General features: G+C 35.3%; 15 protein-coding genes and 1 tRNA gene. 2 read left to right on the forward strand and 14 right to left on the reverse strand.

Annotation, left to right across the window (positions count from 1 at the left end; translation table 11 throughout):
• Positions 1-70 precede the first annotated feature (70 nt).
• Genes GQ45_RS10255 through GQ45_RS10275 form a run of 5 tightly spaced genes read right to left on the reverse strand, consistent with a single transcriptional unit; the run spans position 71 to position 5098 of the window.
• Positions 71-1267, reverse strand: coding sequence for a hypothetical protein (locus tag GQ45_RS10255; RefSeq protein WP_047417548.1), 1197 nt, complete (start codon positions 1265-1267; stop codon positions 71-73).
• Positions 1264-2103: a type 1 glutamine amidotransferase gene (locus GQ45_RS10260; protein ID WP_047417550.1), complete on the reverse strand. Its 840-nt coding sequence runs from the start codon at positions 2101-2103 to the stop codon at positions 1264-1266. The genes GQ45_RS10255 and GQ45_RS10260 overlap by 4 nt, the downstream gene beginning before the upstream one ends.
• Before the next feature lie 41 nt (positions 2104-2144).
• Positions 2145-3242, reverse strand: coding sequence for a carboxylate-amine ligase (locus tag GQ45_RS10265; protein WP_047417553.1), 1098 nt, complete (start codon positions 3240-3242; stop codon positions 2145-2147).
• Between the two features lie 23 nt (positions 3243-3265).
• Entirely contained in the window at positions 3266-4366 is a 1101-nt protein-coding gene (locus GQ45_RS10270) for a RimK family alpha-L-glutamate ligase (protein ID WP_047417555.1), read from the reverse strand.
• A 21-nt stretch (positions 4367-4387) separates the two neighbouring features.
• Positions 4388-5098: an alpha/beta hydrolase-fold protein gene (locus GQ45_RS10275; RefSeq protein WP_047417558.1), complete on the reverse strand. Its 711-nt coding sequence runs from the start codon at positions 5096-5098 to the stop codon at positions 4388-4390.
• Positions 5099-5223: 125 nt separating this feature from the next.
• Between GQ45_RS10275 and GQ45_RS10280 the strand changes: the two genes are divergently transcribed.
• A complete protein-coding gene (locus GQ45_RS10280) occupies positions 5224-6033 on the forward strand; it encodes an esterase family protein (protein WP_052188190.1) in 810 nt (269 codons plus the stop codon).
• A gap of 7 nt (positions 6034-6040) precedes the next feature.
• Here GQ45_RS10280 and GQ45_RS10285 read toward each other — a convergent pair whose 3' ends face one another.
• On the reverse strand, positions 6041-6280 hold the full coding sequence (locus tag GQ45_RS10285; protein WP_047417561.1) for a DUF2007 domain-containing protein: 240 nt from the start codon (positions 6278-6280) through the stop codon (positions 6041-6043).
• A gap of 43 nt (positions 6281-6323) precedes the next feature.
• A complete protein-coding gene (locus tag GQ45_RS10290; protein WP_047417564.1) occupies positions 6324-7415 on the reverse strand; it encodes an acyltransferase family protein in 1092 nt (363 codons plus the stop codon).
• 250 nt (positions 7416-7665) lie between these two features.
• Here GQ45_RS10290 and GQ45_RS10295 point away from each other — a divergent pair, with 250 nt between their 5' ends.
• Positions 7666-8421: a sulfite exporter TauE/SafE family protein gene (locus tag GQ45_RS10295; protein ID WP_047417567.1), complete on the forward strand. Its 756-nt coding sequence runs from the start codon at positions 7666-7668 to the stop codon at positions 8419-8421.
• 42 nt (positions 8422-8463) lie between these two features.
• Here GQ45_RS10295 and GQ45_RS10300 read toward each other — a convergent pair whose 3' ends face one another.
• The 7 genes from GQ45_RS10300 to GQ45_RS10330 form a co-directional block, all read right to left on the reverse strand.
• Positions 8464-9918 (reverse strand): DASS family sodium-coupled anion symporter, encoded by a 1455-nt coding sequence (locus GQ45_RS10300; protein ID WP_047417568.1) that lies wholly within the window; start codon positions 9916-9918, stop codon positions 8464-8466.
• 133 nt (positions 9919-10051) lie between these two features.
• The gene (locus GQ45_RS10305; protein ID WP_047417569.1) at positions 10052-10831 is read right to left on the reverse strand and encodes a zinc-dependent peptidase; all 780 of its coding nucleotides are present in this window, start codon (positions 10829-10831) and stop codon (positions 10052-10054) included.
• Between the two features lie 94 nt (positions 10832-10925).
• Complete coding sequence (locus tag GQ45_RS10310) at positions 10926-13562, reverse strand: glucosidase (protein WP_047417572.1); 2637 nt, start codon at positions 13560-13562, stop codon at positions 10926-10928.
• A gap of 370 nt (positions 13563-13932) precedes the next feature.
• Complete coding sequence (locus GQ45_RS10315) at positions 13933-14829, reverse strand: DMT family transporter (RefSeq protein WP_047417573.1); 897 nt, start codon at positions 14827-14829, stop codon at positions 13933-13935.
• A gap of 117 nt (positions 14830-14946) precedes the next feature.
• Positions 14947-15017 (reverse strand) — tRNA-Cys (locus GQ45_RS10320).
• 230 nt (positions 15018-15247) lie between these two features.
• Positions 15248-15604, reverse strand: a complete 357-nt coding sequence (gene folB, locus GQ45_RS10325; RefSeq protein ID WP_047417576.1) for a dihydroneopterin aldolase — start codon at positions 15602-15604, stop codon at positions 15248-15250.
• A gap of 66 nt (positions 15605-15670) precedes the next feature.
• Entirely contained in the window at positions 15671-16621 is a 951-nt protein-coding gene (locus GQ45_RS10330; protein WP_047420284.1) for a type IX secretion system membrane protein PorP/SprF, read from the reverse strand.
• Positions 16622-16639 lie beyond the last annotated feature (18 nt).

Here is a 16639-nt window from a genome sequence, read left to right on the forward strand (position 1 = left end):
TCCATGGTTGAAGCAATTTAAAATTTAACTTGCCACACTTTACCTATACTTTTAGCAGAAAACTTAAGTCTTATTCCTCAAAGAAACTTATGGAGCTCCCAATCCAAGTGTCTTTGGTTTGGAAAGACACGTTTATTAAATCTCCTTTGCTCATTCGGGTTAAATTTACGACCGGTTTAAACCTATTTTCTGCTGTATTCCAAACAAATAAAATACGCAACTCTACCTTTGAGTTGGTTTCGGACGGTGTTTTTATTAAGGAAGCGTAGGTCACTTTTTTTTGTAATATATAGTTTTGTTTGTCTTTAATTTTATTTATTTCTTCTTGAGTTGGATTTAAATTAACCCCTTTTCCCGCAAAGGAAAACAAGGGTTTTAAAACGTATTCTTGCAAAGCAATAGTTTCTGGAAAATCATTTAAGTAATATGATTTTGGAATGTAGGTATGCGCTAACAAAGGCATCATACATTTTGAAATGATAAAAAACCAATCTGGGTGTGTTACCCATTGTACCTCAAGGTCATCATTAAGATTAAAGCCTAATTTGAGATCTTTTGCAGCTTGAATTTCGTCAAAAATTACACGATTATAAATTCTATGAATAGGGGTTTTTGATCCGTTACGCTCGTAGAATAACTTTTTGCCTTCTTTTATAACCTTCGTGATACAAACCACAGGGATTCCCAAAGCTTTTTGGGTGGCCCAAAAGTCGATTCTCGTTTTTTGCTTTTCAGGAAATAACTCTAATAGAATTACATTTTCAGGCTTTTCATTACCTAATATAACCGTTTTTAATTCTTCTAAATAACTAGCCTCATCTAATCCACTAAAAAAATAATGAAGCTTATTTTTAGCTATGCTTGGAAAGTTATTTAAATAGGCCTTACCTAAAAAAGGCTGATAAAAAAATAGGGTTGGAAATGCTTGTAATTCAATTAATTGAGGAACAATTTCGCCATCAAGGCCTTCACAAAGTCCAAAATCTATCGCTAAAAAATGAGGCTTGTTTAAAGGCGCAGGCGATTGTAAGTTTTTTGGAATAAACGTATTTCTAATCTTTTGTATATCGATACTTTCGAGTTGTTCTAGAATGGCATCACAAGCATCAAACACTTTGGTTTTAAGTTCCTTTGAGATAAACACAGGTGTTTCTGATAAGCGAAAAGCTGTGGGTTCGCCAAATGCCGCAACAATATCTTTTTGTACATTTTCGTAAAGCTCTTCTCTAAAATTTTGATTAAAAGCTTCTCTTATTTTTGGTATCATACAGTTAATAGTAATGATTCTTTGATGGCAATAGCAGCTTGTTGTAGAAAATTAGGAATAATTATAGCGTTCGTTTTTGCTATTTTAGTTTCATCATCTAAAAAGTTGATCATTTCTAAATACTTCTTTTTTCCAAATTTTTTTATGATTTGGGCTCTTTTCTCTTCTTTTTGAAAGTGCCTTAACATGCCTTCCGCATCAGCTTCGGGATGAAATTGAGTGCCAAATATTTCTTTAGTGAACCTAATTGCCATAACCGCACGTTCTAAAGGGATATGGGGTCTTGATTTTTCTATACAAAGTACGCGGCCATCTAAACTGTCTAGTTTCCAGTCTTTAGGGCCAATAACCTGATAATCTCGAGAGTCAACAGCATAAAAAGGATCACCAAGACCCATTAATACGGGTTCTTGTTCTCCACTTTTGGTTCTCGACATCGGTAAAACACCAAACGAGGTTGAACGTCTTTTTGTTACTTTAGCCAAATCCCAATGCAGGCACGCCAATTGAAATGAATGACAGATTAAAAAGGCGTGTTTCTTTTTATAGTGGCTAAGGTTGTAATTTAAAATATCATCTAACAAACCAAAAAACAAAGGCTCCCATGCTGCTCCTGCGATTAAGGGAGAACCTGGCCCACCTGACGAAATAAAAATATCATAGGCGTCCACATTAGGAATTTCATTTTTAACACGAACATCAAAAATAGCATAACTGCCTGTAGTAGTATCTTGTGCTAAAAAGTTCTCCACCAACAATTTTATACAGCGCATACCTTCGTTAGCATGCCCCGCATTCATATCTAAAACTGCTATTCTTAAACCTTGAGTATTCATTATTTTTTTTAAGGGGACGAAATTACGTTATAAATTAAACATTACAATCCCTTTTTTGTTTCTTCTACCACGTATTTCATTACTTGTTTTAGATCTTTTGTCTTTTCAAATATTCTTAATTGACGATCTGCGCCTGAACCTTGTTGTAGCATTTGGTAAACAAAGTTAACCTCGTTTCTGCATCCCAATTCGTCTACAACATCATCAATAAATTCTAGAAGCTCATTAATTAAAGTTTCATAAGGCACCTCTTCTTCTTTTCCAAAATCGATAAGTTTGGCTTCAATGCCCCACCTAGCGGCCCTCCATTTATTTTCATTAATTAAAATTCTTCGATAGGATCTAAAGCTTTGGTTTTTTTGATGTAGTTTGCTTAATTTGGCAATAATACATTGCATTATTGCTGCAACACAGGTTACCTCATCAACCGTCATCATCATGTCACAGATTCTAAATTCTACCGTTGGATAAACGGGATGTAAGCGAATGTCCCACCATATTTTTTTGCCATTGTCGATACAATTTGTTTTTACAAGCACCTCAACAAACTTATCATATTCAGCAACACTTGCAAAATAAGGGGGAATCCCCGTTCTAGGGAATTTATCAAAAACTTTAGAACGAAATGACTTAAACCCAGTTTCTCGACCTTCCCAAAAAGGAGAATTAGTAGAAAGTGCATACAAATGAGGTAAAAAATACCGCGCAATATTCATAATTTGTAAGCCCTCTTCTCGACTGGGAATACACACATGTACGTGCATTCCAAAAATTAGATTTGATCTTGCCACATCCTTCATTTCGGCAATTAGTTGATCGTAACGCGGATCTGGCGTTATTAATTGCTCGCTCCAATGGGAAAAAGGATGAGTCCCTGCCGCTGCAACTTTTAAATCTTCTTTCGCGGCTAGTTCAATAATTTGTTGTCTTAAGTACGAAATTTCATCACGTGCTTCAGTGATATTTTCACAGATATTCGTGCCCATTTCGACCACAGACTGATGCATTTCTTCTTTAATACGTTCTTTTAAAAAAATTTTACCACCTTCTAAAATTTTCGACATTTGAGAGCGAAGCTTTAGAGAGTCTCCTTCTAAAATTTGGAATTCTTCTTCAATCCCAATTGTAAATTTATGCATGGGTATCTTGGTTTTTAAAACTACTATTTACTTTTTTTAGCCGTTGATGTTTTTTTTATGGGTGCCTTTTTAACAGCTTTTGGTTTTGGTTTAGGCATTGTTGGTTTTATAACCGTTTTCTTTGCTTCTGCCGCATTTTTTAAATTTGGCTTTTTTGGTGCTTTTTTTGATGGCGACACACAGTTTTCAATAAAAGACCCCCAAGAGGTATTGTTCTGCTTTGGCTTGTGAGCGAGGGCTTTTTCTACAGCTAATTTTGCAGAATGCATAACAATCCAATCAAAATTTTCTTGTCCTACAGAATTAATATCTGCATCAGGAGCAGGGTTGCAAAAATCAATGGCATAAGGGATGCCATTGCGTACGGCAAATTCTACGGTATTAAAATCGTAGCCTAAAGCTTTGTTTAATTTTAAAGTATAGTCATGAATGGTTTTCATTAACTTTTTATGCTCTTCACCTTTGGTTTTTGGTTCAGTTGCATACCGGGCATGAAATTCATTTCTGGGCTCATACGGCATAATATGTACATACTTTTGGCCTAATGAATACACGCGGTAATAGTCATCAAAAATAATTTCTTCTTGCAACATCATGACCAATTGTTCGGTTTCTTCATGCTTTGCAAAAAGATCGTCCATATTTTCAACGCGATACACACTCTTCCATCCGCCTCCGTCGTGAGGTTTCATATAAGCAGGAAAACCAATGTAATTAAAAATATACTCCCAATCTAAAGGAGCTACCAGGTTTCTAAAAGAAGTGTCCGAGGTATTGTCGGGCCTTACTTTTGAAGGTAACAGTACGGTTTTAGGAACAGGAATCCCCAACTGCATCGCCAAACAATTATTAAAAAATTTTTCATCTGCACTCCACCAAAATGGATTATTAATCACCGTGGTTCCCAATAAGGCCGCATTTTTTAAATAGGCCCTGTAAAAAGGTACTTCTTGTGAAATTCTATCCACTATAACATGGTAACCATAGTCGATACCTTGTTGTACTTTATCAATTTTAACAGCTTCTGCAATTACTTTTCCATTCCCTAATTCGTTTACTTTATCAATAAAGGCCCATGGAAACGTATCTTCCATGCCGAATAATATTCCTACTTTTTTTACCATTTTTTCTAATGTTTTTAGTTCTTAAAAATAATTTTCTATGTATTCCGGAAATACCATTTTCCACAAAGGCCAATCATGCGATATCCATTTTTTTTCATCATACCAATGGGTAATGCCTTTTTCATTTAAAATAGCAGACATTCGTTTATTTTTGTCAAGACAAATATCCCAGTCAGAAGTGCTTAAAACAATCTGCATATGTTCAAATTTCCAGCCTTCCTCATGTTGCATAAATTCATCTGGACAATTATAATAAATACGCATATCATCTAAGAGCGGTGTCATATTTCTTATGCTAAAAGCGGCACTCATGGCTATTAAATGACTCACTAGATCGGGGAATCTAAAAGCGGTATTGGCGGCATGGTATCCTCCAAAACTTACCCCCGCAACCGCAATTCTGTGCACGTTACACTCTTTCTGAATGTAGGGTATTAATTCATCTTTCAAAAACTGCATATACAATTCATAGTTGTGTATTTTTGTTGCAGAATCCATATGGTCATCATAAAACGAAATCATATCAATCGTTTCGACATTATATAGCTTAATACGCCCTTGGTCTACATACTTCATTACCGATGCAGATAAGCCAAAATCTGTATTTTGTGTATATTGCCCCCCTGAAGAAGGAAACATTAAAATAGGGTAGCCCCAGTGACCCGAAATTTCCAAATTAATATTTCTTCCTAAGGTATTTGAATAATAAGGAATGTGATTTATGTTTGCCATCGTACTTTTATTAAATATAGCCTAAATATTTTATTTTTTAATGTCAAAGAGCCATTTAATTAATAAATAGTCTTAAAATACCATAGTATTCTTAAAAAAGAAAACGCACATTATAAAATATAATAATGAATTTTGAAATTGATTACATAAGTGCTAAAGGAGGATTTTTTTCAGCTTCCTTACATAGAAAAGTAACTTTTAGATTAGTTGCACCTTCTATGTATACCCATGCAAGCCATACGTTTCCTGTACTATTGATGAATGATGGTCAGGATTACACAAATATGCATTTAGAAAAAATCTTAACTGCCGCTTTCAACGATAAGAAAATTTCTCCATTTGTTTATGTAGGTATTGAGGCTAATGAAAACCGAATTCAAGAATATGGAACAAGCATTTCGGCTGATTTTAAAGGAAGAGGCTCAAAAGCACATGATTATGCGAAATTTATTGTTGAGGAATTCATTCCTTTTTTACAAAAAGAGTACAAAATCTCAACAAACAATGAAGATTGGGTGTATGCGGGCATGTCATTAGGGGGCTTATCGGCCATGGATATTGTTTTAAATCATTCTCATAAATTTGGAAAAGTTGGAGTTTTTAGTGGTTCTTTTTGGTGGCGAAACAAGGCCTATATAAAAAATGATAAGGCAGATCGAAGCAGACTAATTTTAGAAGTCATAAAGAATTCAAGGTTCGCCTCTCATCTTAAATTTTGGTTTCAGTGCGGGTCTGAAGATGAAAAAGCGGATAGAAATGGCAATGGGATTATTGACGCTATTGATGACACACAAGAGGTCATAAAAGAATTGAAATTAAAAGGCTATAAAGCACCGAAAGCAATTAGCTATGTAGAAATTTCGGGAGGTAAACACGATTTGCATACGTGGAGTCAGGCATTTCCAAAATTTATCCGTTGGGCATTTGGCAAATAGTAATACATCACTTTTGTTTCTGAGCGATAAACGCTTGTACTATTTTTTCTGCTTTCTCTTTATCAACTTCTTGTACAGACAATCTTATTGTAGATTGTGTTCCGCCCACAAAACCAGCAATAACACCTGAGTTCTGTTCATTTTTTTCTATAACACCAATTCCCGCCTCTTCCAATAAGCCTTTTAAAAGAATTACTGATACTTGGTTTCCGCTATAAATCTTAGTGTACTTATTGCTATCACTCATAAACTATGTTTTTTTAAAGATATTGTTTCTATCGTATTTAAGACTATACTTTAATAAAAATTTGTCTTTTGTACAAAAAATAGGCTAGCCCTAAGTAAAAACTTGTAACCGACAGCGCATAGAGCAAGGATGAGGCTTGCAAAGAGATCCCCTCGTATACATAAAAGGTGTGAAATAACCATGAATGGATTGAAGTTCCGGAAGCATCAACCTTTATAAGTCCAAACAACTTAGCTATAAAACTTGATACAAAGAAAACAGCAATGGCATTTGCTCCTGCATACCTAAAGGCAGTCCCAAATTTTATTTTTTTGATGTCTGTACAATAATAAATTAGGGCTAAAATTAAATTAGACCATCCCGCCGTGACTAGAACAAAACTACTTGACCATAGCGCTTTATTAATTGGAAAAATAAGATCCCAAAAATGACCAATCAGCAGTAATGATCCACCAATACCCATTAAAATAGTGGCCTTTTTTTCTTGTTTTGAATTTAAAATTAGCCCTGTAAAAATGCCTAAAATACAACTTGCTACAGCAGGAATGGTACTTAAAAACCCTTCTGGATCGAAGTCTTTTTTCCACATATGGTTACCTAAAACTTTCAAATCTATATAATTTGCTAAATTATTAGGAGCCCTTTCAAAAGTAGATGCTACGCCTTCGACAGGAATAAAACCCATAGCTAACCAATAGCCTATTAAAATAAAAATGGTGATTGAGATTAGTGTCTTCCACTTAAAATTAATGAATAGTATGGATGTGATAAAGAAAACAACCCCTATTCGCTGTAAAACTCCCGGAAATCTAATACTTGAAAATTCCTTAAAAAAAGGAAACGTAATGGTAAAAGCCCCCAGAAAAAGTCCCAGTGCTATTAGTTTTAAACTTCTGACTGTAATTTTTTTATAGGTATTTGCAGTTGCTGTTTTGTTTTGATACGCAAAGGCGATAGAAGTGCCCACAATAAATAAAAAAAAGGGAAAAACTAAATCTGTTGGGGTATAGCCATGCCAATCCGCATGTAAAAAAGGAGCATAAACGGCGCCCCATGTACCTGGATTGTTTACTAGGATCATTAAGACAATGGTCATTCCTCTAAAAATATCAACCGCTACAATCCGATTTTTCATTGCTGATCTTTTTTACTGCGTTTAAAGTTAACTATTTTACTTTAGTTTGATATACACCTCGCAGTAGATACACCATCCTATAATATTTAGAAAGGGGGTACTCCTTCATTATATTTCTTTTTGTCTTTCCTTAGCGAAGCTATGGGCCTTACAACGTTTGGCATAAAATAACAAACTAATGGTCGGCGAATCCTAAAAAATCTAAATCAGTTCAATACTTTTGCTTTTTAACCTTAATAAAAAACTTTCGGTGTTCTACGCATTAGCTGCAAATACAACAACAACTTCATGGGTTTTGGCCTTTTTGGCAGCGTTTATTTTAGGTATTTCAAAGTCTGGAATTAAAGGAATTGCTATCATCATTGTAACGCTTATGGCCCTTGCGTTTGGAGCTAAAGAATCTACTGGTTTAATTGTTCCTTTATTAATTGTCGGCGATATTTTTGCGGTAATCTATTACAACCGTCACGCCCAATGGAATTATATTGTTAGATTTTTACCATGGATGGTATTTGGGGTTTTAATCGGCGTTTTTATAGGGAAAGACTTGGATGAAGAAACCTTTAAATACGGAATGTCTTTTATTATTCTCGGGAGTGTTATTATAATGTATTGGTGGGATCAACGTAGCTCTAAAAACGTTCCAACGCATTGGGCTTTTGGTAGTTCTATAGGTATCTTGGCTGGGATTACCACTATGATTGGAAACCTTGCTGGCGCATTTTCCAACATTTTTTTCTTGGCGATGCGATTACCTAAAAATGAATTTATTGGTACGGCAGCTTGGTTATTTTTTATTGTCAATGTTTTTAAACTGCCGTTTCATGTTTTCGTTTGGCACACCATCACTCCAGAAACCTTACTCATAAATCTAAAATTAGTTCCTGCCATTGCAGTGGGACTATTTGTGGGTGTGCGCTTAGTTAAAATCATAAAAGATGGCTTTTACCGGAAAATGATTCTTGTTTTAACGGCTTTAGGCGCCTTATTGATTTTACTTCAATAATCCCTACTTGGTGCTAAGCGAGAGCCTCATAAAACCTCGTGATTAAAATGCGAAACTATCCAAATCCCAAAGAAGGGGCAACACAAAATACACTATAAGGGTTAGTAAAATTATAGATATTAAATTCATCCAAAATCCTGCTTTTATCATATCGGCAATTTTTAAGTAGCCAGACCCAAATACTACTGCGTTTGGTGGCGTTGCTACCGGGAGCATAAAAGCACAAGATGCTGCAACGGTAGTAGCTACCATTAATATAAACGGATTTACATTGAGGTTTAAGGCTATAGGAGCTAAAATGGGCATCAGCATGGCGGTCGTCGCTAAGTTTGAGGTTACTTCCGTTAAGAAATTTACTGCAGCTATGATGATTAAAATTAACAAGAAAAAAGATAACCCTTCTAATAATCCCATTTGATTGCCAAGCCAAACCGCTAAACCTGTTGTTTCAAAACCTGTTGCTAGCGCCATACCACCTCCGAATAAAAGAATAATTCCCCAAGGGATTTTTATGGCATCTGACCAAATAATTAATGGTTTATTTTTCTTGCTCGATGGCAAAACAAAGAGTACTACTGCTGCCGTAATAGCAATGACAGTATCGTCAATACCTGGAATTAATTTTTGAAGAATAAAAGACCGGGTTATCCAACATAAGGCGGTTAGTATAAAAACTAAAAAAACAATTTTTTCTTCTTTTTTAATGGGTCCTAGTTCTAGTAAAAGTCGTTTTATTTCTTGTTTTCCTCCAGGAAATTCGGTTTGCTTAAAAGTGTAGGCAACTCGCGTTAAGTACAACCAAGCAATACCCAGTAATACAATAGATATAGGCAATCCAAATTTTATCCACTGCGAAAATGTAATTTCTATACCGTAAGTTTTTTGAACAAAGCCGGCAAAAACAAGGTTGGGTGGTGTGCCAATTAGGGTGGCAATACCCCCTATAGATGCGGCATAGGCGATACTTAGCATTAATGTTTTTCCAAAAATAGAATTTTCATTTTCATCGGTGGTAGGGTTGTCTTTGAGCGTTGAAACTATAGACATCCCCATGGGTAACATCATCACAGCGGTTGCTGTGTTTGAAATCCACATCGATAAAAAAGCTGTAGCCACCATAAACCCTAGAATGATCCGATAAATATTAGTTCCTATAAGGTTGATGATATTGAGGGCCATTCTTTTATGCAAGTTCCATTTCTCAATGGCGATGGCTAGAATAAAACCTCCTAAGTATAAAAAAACATATTTATCGCCAAAAGCAGCTGTGGTTTCGCTACTATTTAAAATTCCGGTTGCAGGAAATAGTATAATAGGCAAAAGGGAGGTTACGGCAATGGGAACCGCTTCGGATATCCACCAAATAGCAATCCATAGGGTGATACCTACCATGATAAAAGCATTACTCGACATTCCTACAGGTGGCTGAAGAATCAAAAACACTATAAAAACTAAAGGACCGAGGAGTAAGGAAAGTAACTTTTTGCTCAAATTCATGGGATAGCTAGTTATAAATATAAAATAAAGCTAAAGATAGAAAAGATGACGTACATAATACATTTCTTTTATGGCCATGAACCTATAGACCATTAAGTGTATCATTATCAGGTTTGAAATAGGATGTCAACTTTTAAGCTTTAGGGTCTTGCGCATAAATTTTACTCATCAGTGCATATAAGTCTGGATGCTTTTTTTTAAATTTTTTAGGTTGATTAAAAAAGTATTCACTAGCTACGCTTAAAAATTCGATTTTACTTGTTGCGCCATAGGGGTTTATGTCTGAGTCATTTTCTTTGATGTCGGTAATCTCTTCGTGCATGGCATTTAACCAAGGTAGTACAAATTGTTGTTGCATTAAACTTTCTGGAATTCCGTCTACAGCACCGTCCGCTTTATCAATTAAGTGCACAAACTCATGAATACCTACATTACTTTTACTTTGCTGTTGACTAAACCCCGCTCGTAAGGCAGACAGTGAAAGTATCATCAAACGGTTCATGGTGCCCGAACCTACTTTCCCTAAAATATTTCTTTTTTCACCTTCAAATTGATGGTCTTCATTAAAGGCGTCCTTATAAAGTAATACTTCGTTGATATTTCGATATCGTAGCCCAGCGAAACCAAAGAGAGGAATTACGGCACTTGATGCTACCAACAATCGATCTGTATCGTCAATTTCCACTTTTACACCTGTAATGCTTACCGTATTAAAAAAATACAAAATTTCTTCCTCAAATCTGAGCTTTTCTGGAGCGGATAAAGCCGCATAAAAATAGACCTTATCGTTTAAAATAGCACTCCAATGCTGATCGAAAGACTTATTTTTAGTCGGTTTTTTACCAAACCAAATATTCCAAAGTAAAATAAACATCAACAAAAAAGGCAATGCCCAAAGAATCCACATGTACATAATTAAAATTTTAAGTGCTGAGTTTTAAGTTAATCACATAAAGTTCAGGTGTCAACTTCAAGCACAAGTTTAAAAAAACACCATCAACAAACAACTATTTATCAGGCTGTATTTCATCAATTAAATTAGACACCAACGAGGTCCATCCCGTTTGGTGTGATGCTCCTATTCCGCGCCCATTATCGCCATCAAAATACTCGTAATACAATATTAAATCTTTAAAATCTTCACGGGCATAAGTTTCTTTATGTAAAGCATGCACAATCCTATCTCCATGTTCATCCTTCTCAAAAATAGCAATCAACCTTTTGCTAATCTCAATACTAATTTCTTGAAGTGTTAGTCGTTTTTTACTCCCCGTAGGGTATTCAAATTTTAAACTATCACCAGCATAGGAATGATATTCTTTTAAGGCTTGAATAAATAAGTAATTCATAGGAAACCAAACTGGTCCACGCCAGTTTGAATTACCCCCAAATAGCGGTGTTGTTGATTCATTAGGTTCATAACTTATACTAAATGTATCGCCATTTATTCCTATATAATAGGGTTTTTCATGAATTTTTGAAAGGGAACGAATACCGAAGGGACTTAAAAATTCTTTTTCGTCTAAAAGCACATTCACTAGAATTTTCATTCTGTCTTTCGGTACTAAAGATAGTAGCAAATCATTGCCGTCTGCAAACTCTTGTACCACCGGGTATTTTAAGCGTTTCATTCTATGGTTTTTAAACCACTGAACTGCTCGTTTAAACTTTGGAAGTTTTTCTAGGGTTTCTTTTTTGATGCAAAGCACGGCCGCAATAGATAACATACCCGCGATAGAGCGCACTTTTATAGACGTAGCATTACCATTGGGTAGTATTAATTTATCATAAAAGAAGCTTTCTTGTTCGTCCCAAATTCCTTTGTTTTCGATACTCATTTTATTTAAAGCCTCGGCAATAAAAATAAAATGACCAAAATATTTAATGGCCATATCATCATAAGACTCGTCTTCTAAAGCCAATTCGATACTTATTTCGAGCATATTTAAGCAATACAATGCCATCCAAGCAGTACCATCTACTTGATCTAAAGTGCCGCCTCCTGGAACACCATGACTTCTATCGAAAACCCCAATATTATCTAAACCTAAAAATCCACCTTCAAAAACATTATTTTGACTCCCGTCAATACGATTTACCCACCAGGTAAAATTTAATGCTAGTTTATTAAACATCCGTTTTAAAAACTGACGATCTGCTATTCCAGTTTTTTCTTTTTCGATTTTGTAAATTCTTAGCGTTGCCCAGGCTTGAACAGGTGGATTTACATCGCTAAAATTCCATTCATATGCCGGAATTTGGCCGTTAGGCGCCATATACCATTCTCTGGTAAACAACAACAATTGTTCTTTAGCAAAATGAGGATCAATTAATGCCATGGTCACACAGTGAAAAGCTGAATCCCATGCCGCATACCATGGGTATTCCCAGGCATCGGGCATGAGCATAATATCATGATTTCTAAGGGTTTTCCAAGTATTATTTCTACCACTTAAGCGTTCCTGCGCAGGAATAGACGCTTTTGGATCCCCATCAAGCCAACGCTCCACATCGTAATTATAATACTTTTTTGACCACAGTAGACCAGCAAAAGCTTGTTTTTGAATTTCTTGCTGTTCTTTGTCTTCTAGTTTGTTGTCATAAAAAATAGCACATTCTTCCTGCCTTTGCTTAAAAATATGATCAAAATCATCATTAAACGGATTTTTAACAGCATTTTTACTAAGCCTTAGTTTCACCACCTCTGTGGCGCCCGCAGCAATATTTAATTGATAAAGGGGTGCAAATTTTGTCCCTTTTTCAATCGCAGTTGGCAAGCTATAATCGCCCGAAGTTACTGCCTTATGAAATAAATCTTTTTTATAGGGGCTGTCATTTTTAGCCATAAAAACGGCTTCCCTATTGGTTTCATTCTCAGTAAATAAGAGTTCGGAAGCTTCTTCAAAATACAAATTATACTCCCCAACAAAGCAATGCTTAACACGTACATAAGGTACGCCGTTCTGCTTTTTTTTCTCAATACTTGGCTTCTCAGGCATTTCCCGAAAACTCCAATAATTCCTAACCCACAAGGTGGGTAACACGTGAATCGGTGCCTTTTTTTTGCCTTTATTGCTAATACTAATTTTGATTAAAATATCTTCATTATCAGCCTTTCCATATTCGGTAACCACATCAAAATAAGCCTTTTCGTCGAAAATACCCGTATCTAATAACTCGTACTCAAGCTCGTTTCTATTTCTTTTCGCGTTTTCTTCAACCAGTTTCTCGTAAGGAAATTCTTGTTGCGGATACTTATACAAATGTTTCATATAAGAATGCGAAGGGGTATTTTCTAAGTAGTAATACAACTCTTTAACATCTTCCCCATGGTTTCCTTGTGGGCCTGTAAGCCCAAATAAACGCTCTTTTAGTATCCTGTCCTTACCATTCCATAATGAAACACCAAAACAAATATTACTGTATCGGTCCGATATGCCAGCCAACCCGTCTTCTCCCCATCGATATGCTCTACTTCTAGCGTGTTCATGAGGAAAATAATTCCAGGCATCACCATTTGCGCTATAATCTTCACGAACTGTTCCCCATTGTCGTTCACTTAAATAGGGACCCCATTTTAACCAATCTTTTTCTTTACTGTAATTAGCCTCTATACGCTGGTCTTCTGCTGTGTTTTTATTCATATCAAAAAATGATTCTGGAAACTGCTCTAAAAAAGTTTGACTACCCTCTTTAACCCACTAAGTGTTGATTCAAAAAAGCAGCGCTTTTTTTGTGATCTTAAATACATTTCATTTAGAGCAGCGCAAAAATAACACTCATGAGGCTAAAAGGAGTCTTTATTCGCTTACTTTTTCTGATTGAAACCAATTTTGAACATCCAAATGAGACTTAATGACAAAAAAGTACTATTGATAACACCACAGCAGCTGTTCTGGTTTCGGCGATAAAAAAGGTGAGTTAACTCACTTTTATAGCCCCTATAGTTCTAATAAGTACCTTCCCCAATCCATATAAGGTCGGAGATTTTTTCCTTTACTGCAGTAGACAGTGCTATTTTATGGATAATTTTCTTTTAGAAAATAAATTTTGAAATGTGATAGGTTTGTCTATAAACGTAATACCGATTCCTACTAAAAGCACTAGCCCACCCAAAATCATTTGCAGACTGATTGCTTCATTTAAAAATAACCAGGCTAAAAGAGCTGTGATAAAAGCCTGTGCCAAAAGACTTAAAGACACTCTTGTAGTTCTAATATGCTTTATGGCATAGCTCAGTGAAAACCAAGCTAAAAGCTGACAAACAACAGCTTGTATGATTAGTACCATCCAAGTTTTTAGCGTATAGCCATAAAAATCCTCTCCTGCTGCAAAGTTTATAAAACCTAAAAAAATAGCCGACGAAAAAAGGCTCATAAACATAAAACTAAGGATGTTTACTTGGGCCAATACACGTTTAGAAATTAATAAATAAAAAGCATAAAACACGCCTGACAATAGACCAAAGATAAATGCACGGTTAAATTGAAATGCTATAAAAAATTGGAAGCCAACAATCGTAATCATACCTAAAAGCGCTATTAAAGTGCCCATCCAAAAATTAGAGGAAGGTTTGTTTTTTAAAAATAAAAAAGTAATAATTCCCACCCAAATAGGCGATAAATTTGTGAGAAGCGAAGCCTGAGTTGCTGTAGATTCTACTATAGCGATGTTCCAAAATGCCACATCGCATCCAAATAATACTCCACTCAAAAGTGCTAAAAGTGTTAAGGATAAGCTTGGTAGCTTCCATTGATTTTTCCAAAGCACCACAGGTAAAAGCACGATAAATGCTATGGCCATTCGGTAAAAGGCTGAAATTAAACCTGAGGTATATCCTAATTTTACCAAAAGAGGGAAAATTGAAATACATAAAATACCGACTGCTAAAGCCATTCTAGGTTTCTTCATTGCCTTATTTTAATCTGAAATTGTGCAACTAAATTAAAATCAGTTGATTAACTGTGTATAAGATAGTCCTCTTTAAAACAAAAAATCCCCTTCTAAAATAGAAGAGGATTCTTAAAGAGGCATCGAGCGGATTCGAACCGCTGTACAAGCTTTTGCAGAGCTCTGCCTAGCCACTCGGCCACAATGCCTTTTTGCGAATGCAAATTTACAAAAATTTATGAGTAAGTGTAAAAATACTTACATAAAAAAAGCCCTTTCTTTCTATTAAAAAAAGAGCGGGCTTCTCTGAGGCATCGAGTGGACTCGAACCACTATGGAAGTTCTTGCGGAACTTTGTCTATCCAATTCGACCACAATGCCTTTTAATGTTACAAAGATGCTGTTTTATTTACAAAACATAAAACCAAAAAGGTGTATTTCAACGAGTTAATTGTAAGTTTATCGAAACCATTTCAACGTCTCCGTTAATAGGCGGGTTAATTTTTGATACCCTAACTTCTGCTTTAGAAACTGAACCACAGGAATCAAAAATTCGGTCTAAGATACGTTTTGCCACATGTTCTAACAGCTTTGATTTAATCGCCATTTCTTCTTTTACGATGTGATTGATCAGCACATAATCAACGGTATCCTCGAGGTCATCGGATATTGATGCTTTCGTTAAATCGGCAACAAGCTCAACATCAACGCTATAGTCACTCCCAATAATACTTTCTTCTCTTAAACACCCATGATAGGCATACACTTTAATATTGCTTAGCTTAATTTTTCCCATACTTGTTTTTTTGCAAAGCTAGTAAAACCCTAGTTTTAATTCGGGAACATTATGGCTAAAGGGCATTTAGTAGGTACATCTACAATTACTTATTCCTTGAAATAAATCTACACCTAAGGTTACCACATGGGTTCCAGTACTATAATTACTTATTTCATTTAATTGAATTTGGTAGGAATAGCCAAAATATAAATTATTCTTTTTGAAACCGAAAAGAGGTGTTAAAAAGTTAGGAGATCCTGGCTGCTCAATTAAAACTCGATAACTTAAACCTAAATAGTAATAATCTTCAAAATCATAAAATCTAAATTTCAAGTTAAAATCTGTTTCAGATCTATTGTCACTTTCAAACATTTTAAAAAGTAAAGAGGGTTCTATTTCTAAATCACTGGTTTTGCTTTTTTTATAGCGATAACCCGTATACAAATAATAGTTTCTTAACCTGTTTGGTTCAAAAGTTACATTGAAACCAGTAAGATCTTTGTCAAGTATATTTGAAACATTAAGGCTAAAGTAAAAATTAGCTTTTCGATACAACAGACCAACATCTAAATTGTGATTTGTTGTTGAACGGTCATCGGTAACGCTTGGGTCTCCACCTGAATCAATAAACTCTTGAATGTCGATTCTAAATTGATTAAAATTATAGGATAGCCCAAAAGATAAAAATTCATCATCGTAGCGGTCTAAGGTTAAATGATGCGCAAATGAAAGTCTTGCTCCTTGCTGTTTTGTATATCCGTTTCTATCATTGTATAAAAAAACACCTACTCCAGATCTATTGCCTAACCTCATATCAGCGGCCAAGGATTGTGTATCAGGGGCATCTTTGATACCTACCCACTGCGTTAAACCATTGACACGTATTTTAACATGATCACCAATACCCGCATAAGTAGGCGATAACACAAATGGGTTATCTGCCAAATATTGGGAGAGCTGGGGAGAGTTAAGCTCTTGAGCTTTACTTAAAAAAGTAAACAAAAGAAATACTCCTGTTATTATTATTTTCTTCATGACACTGTAGGTTAAATT

The sequence above is a fragment of the Cellulophaga sp. Hel_I_12 genome (assembly GCF_000799565.1).
In the GTDB taxonomy this organism is placed as follows: Bacteria; Bacteroidota; Bacteroidia; order Flavobacteriales; family Flavobacteriaceae; genus Cellulophaga.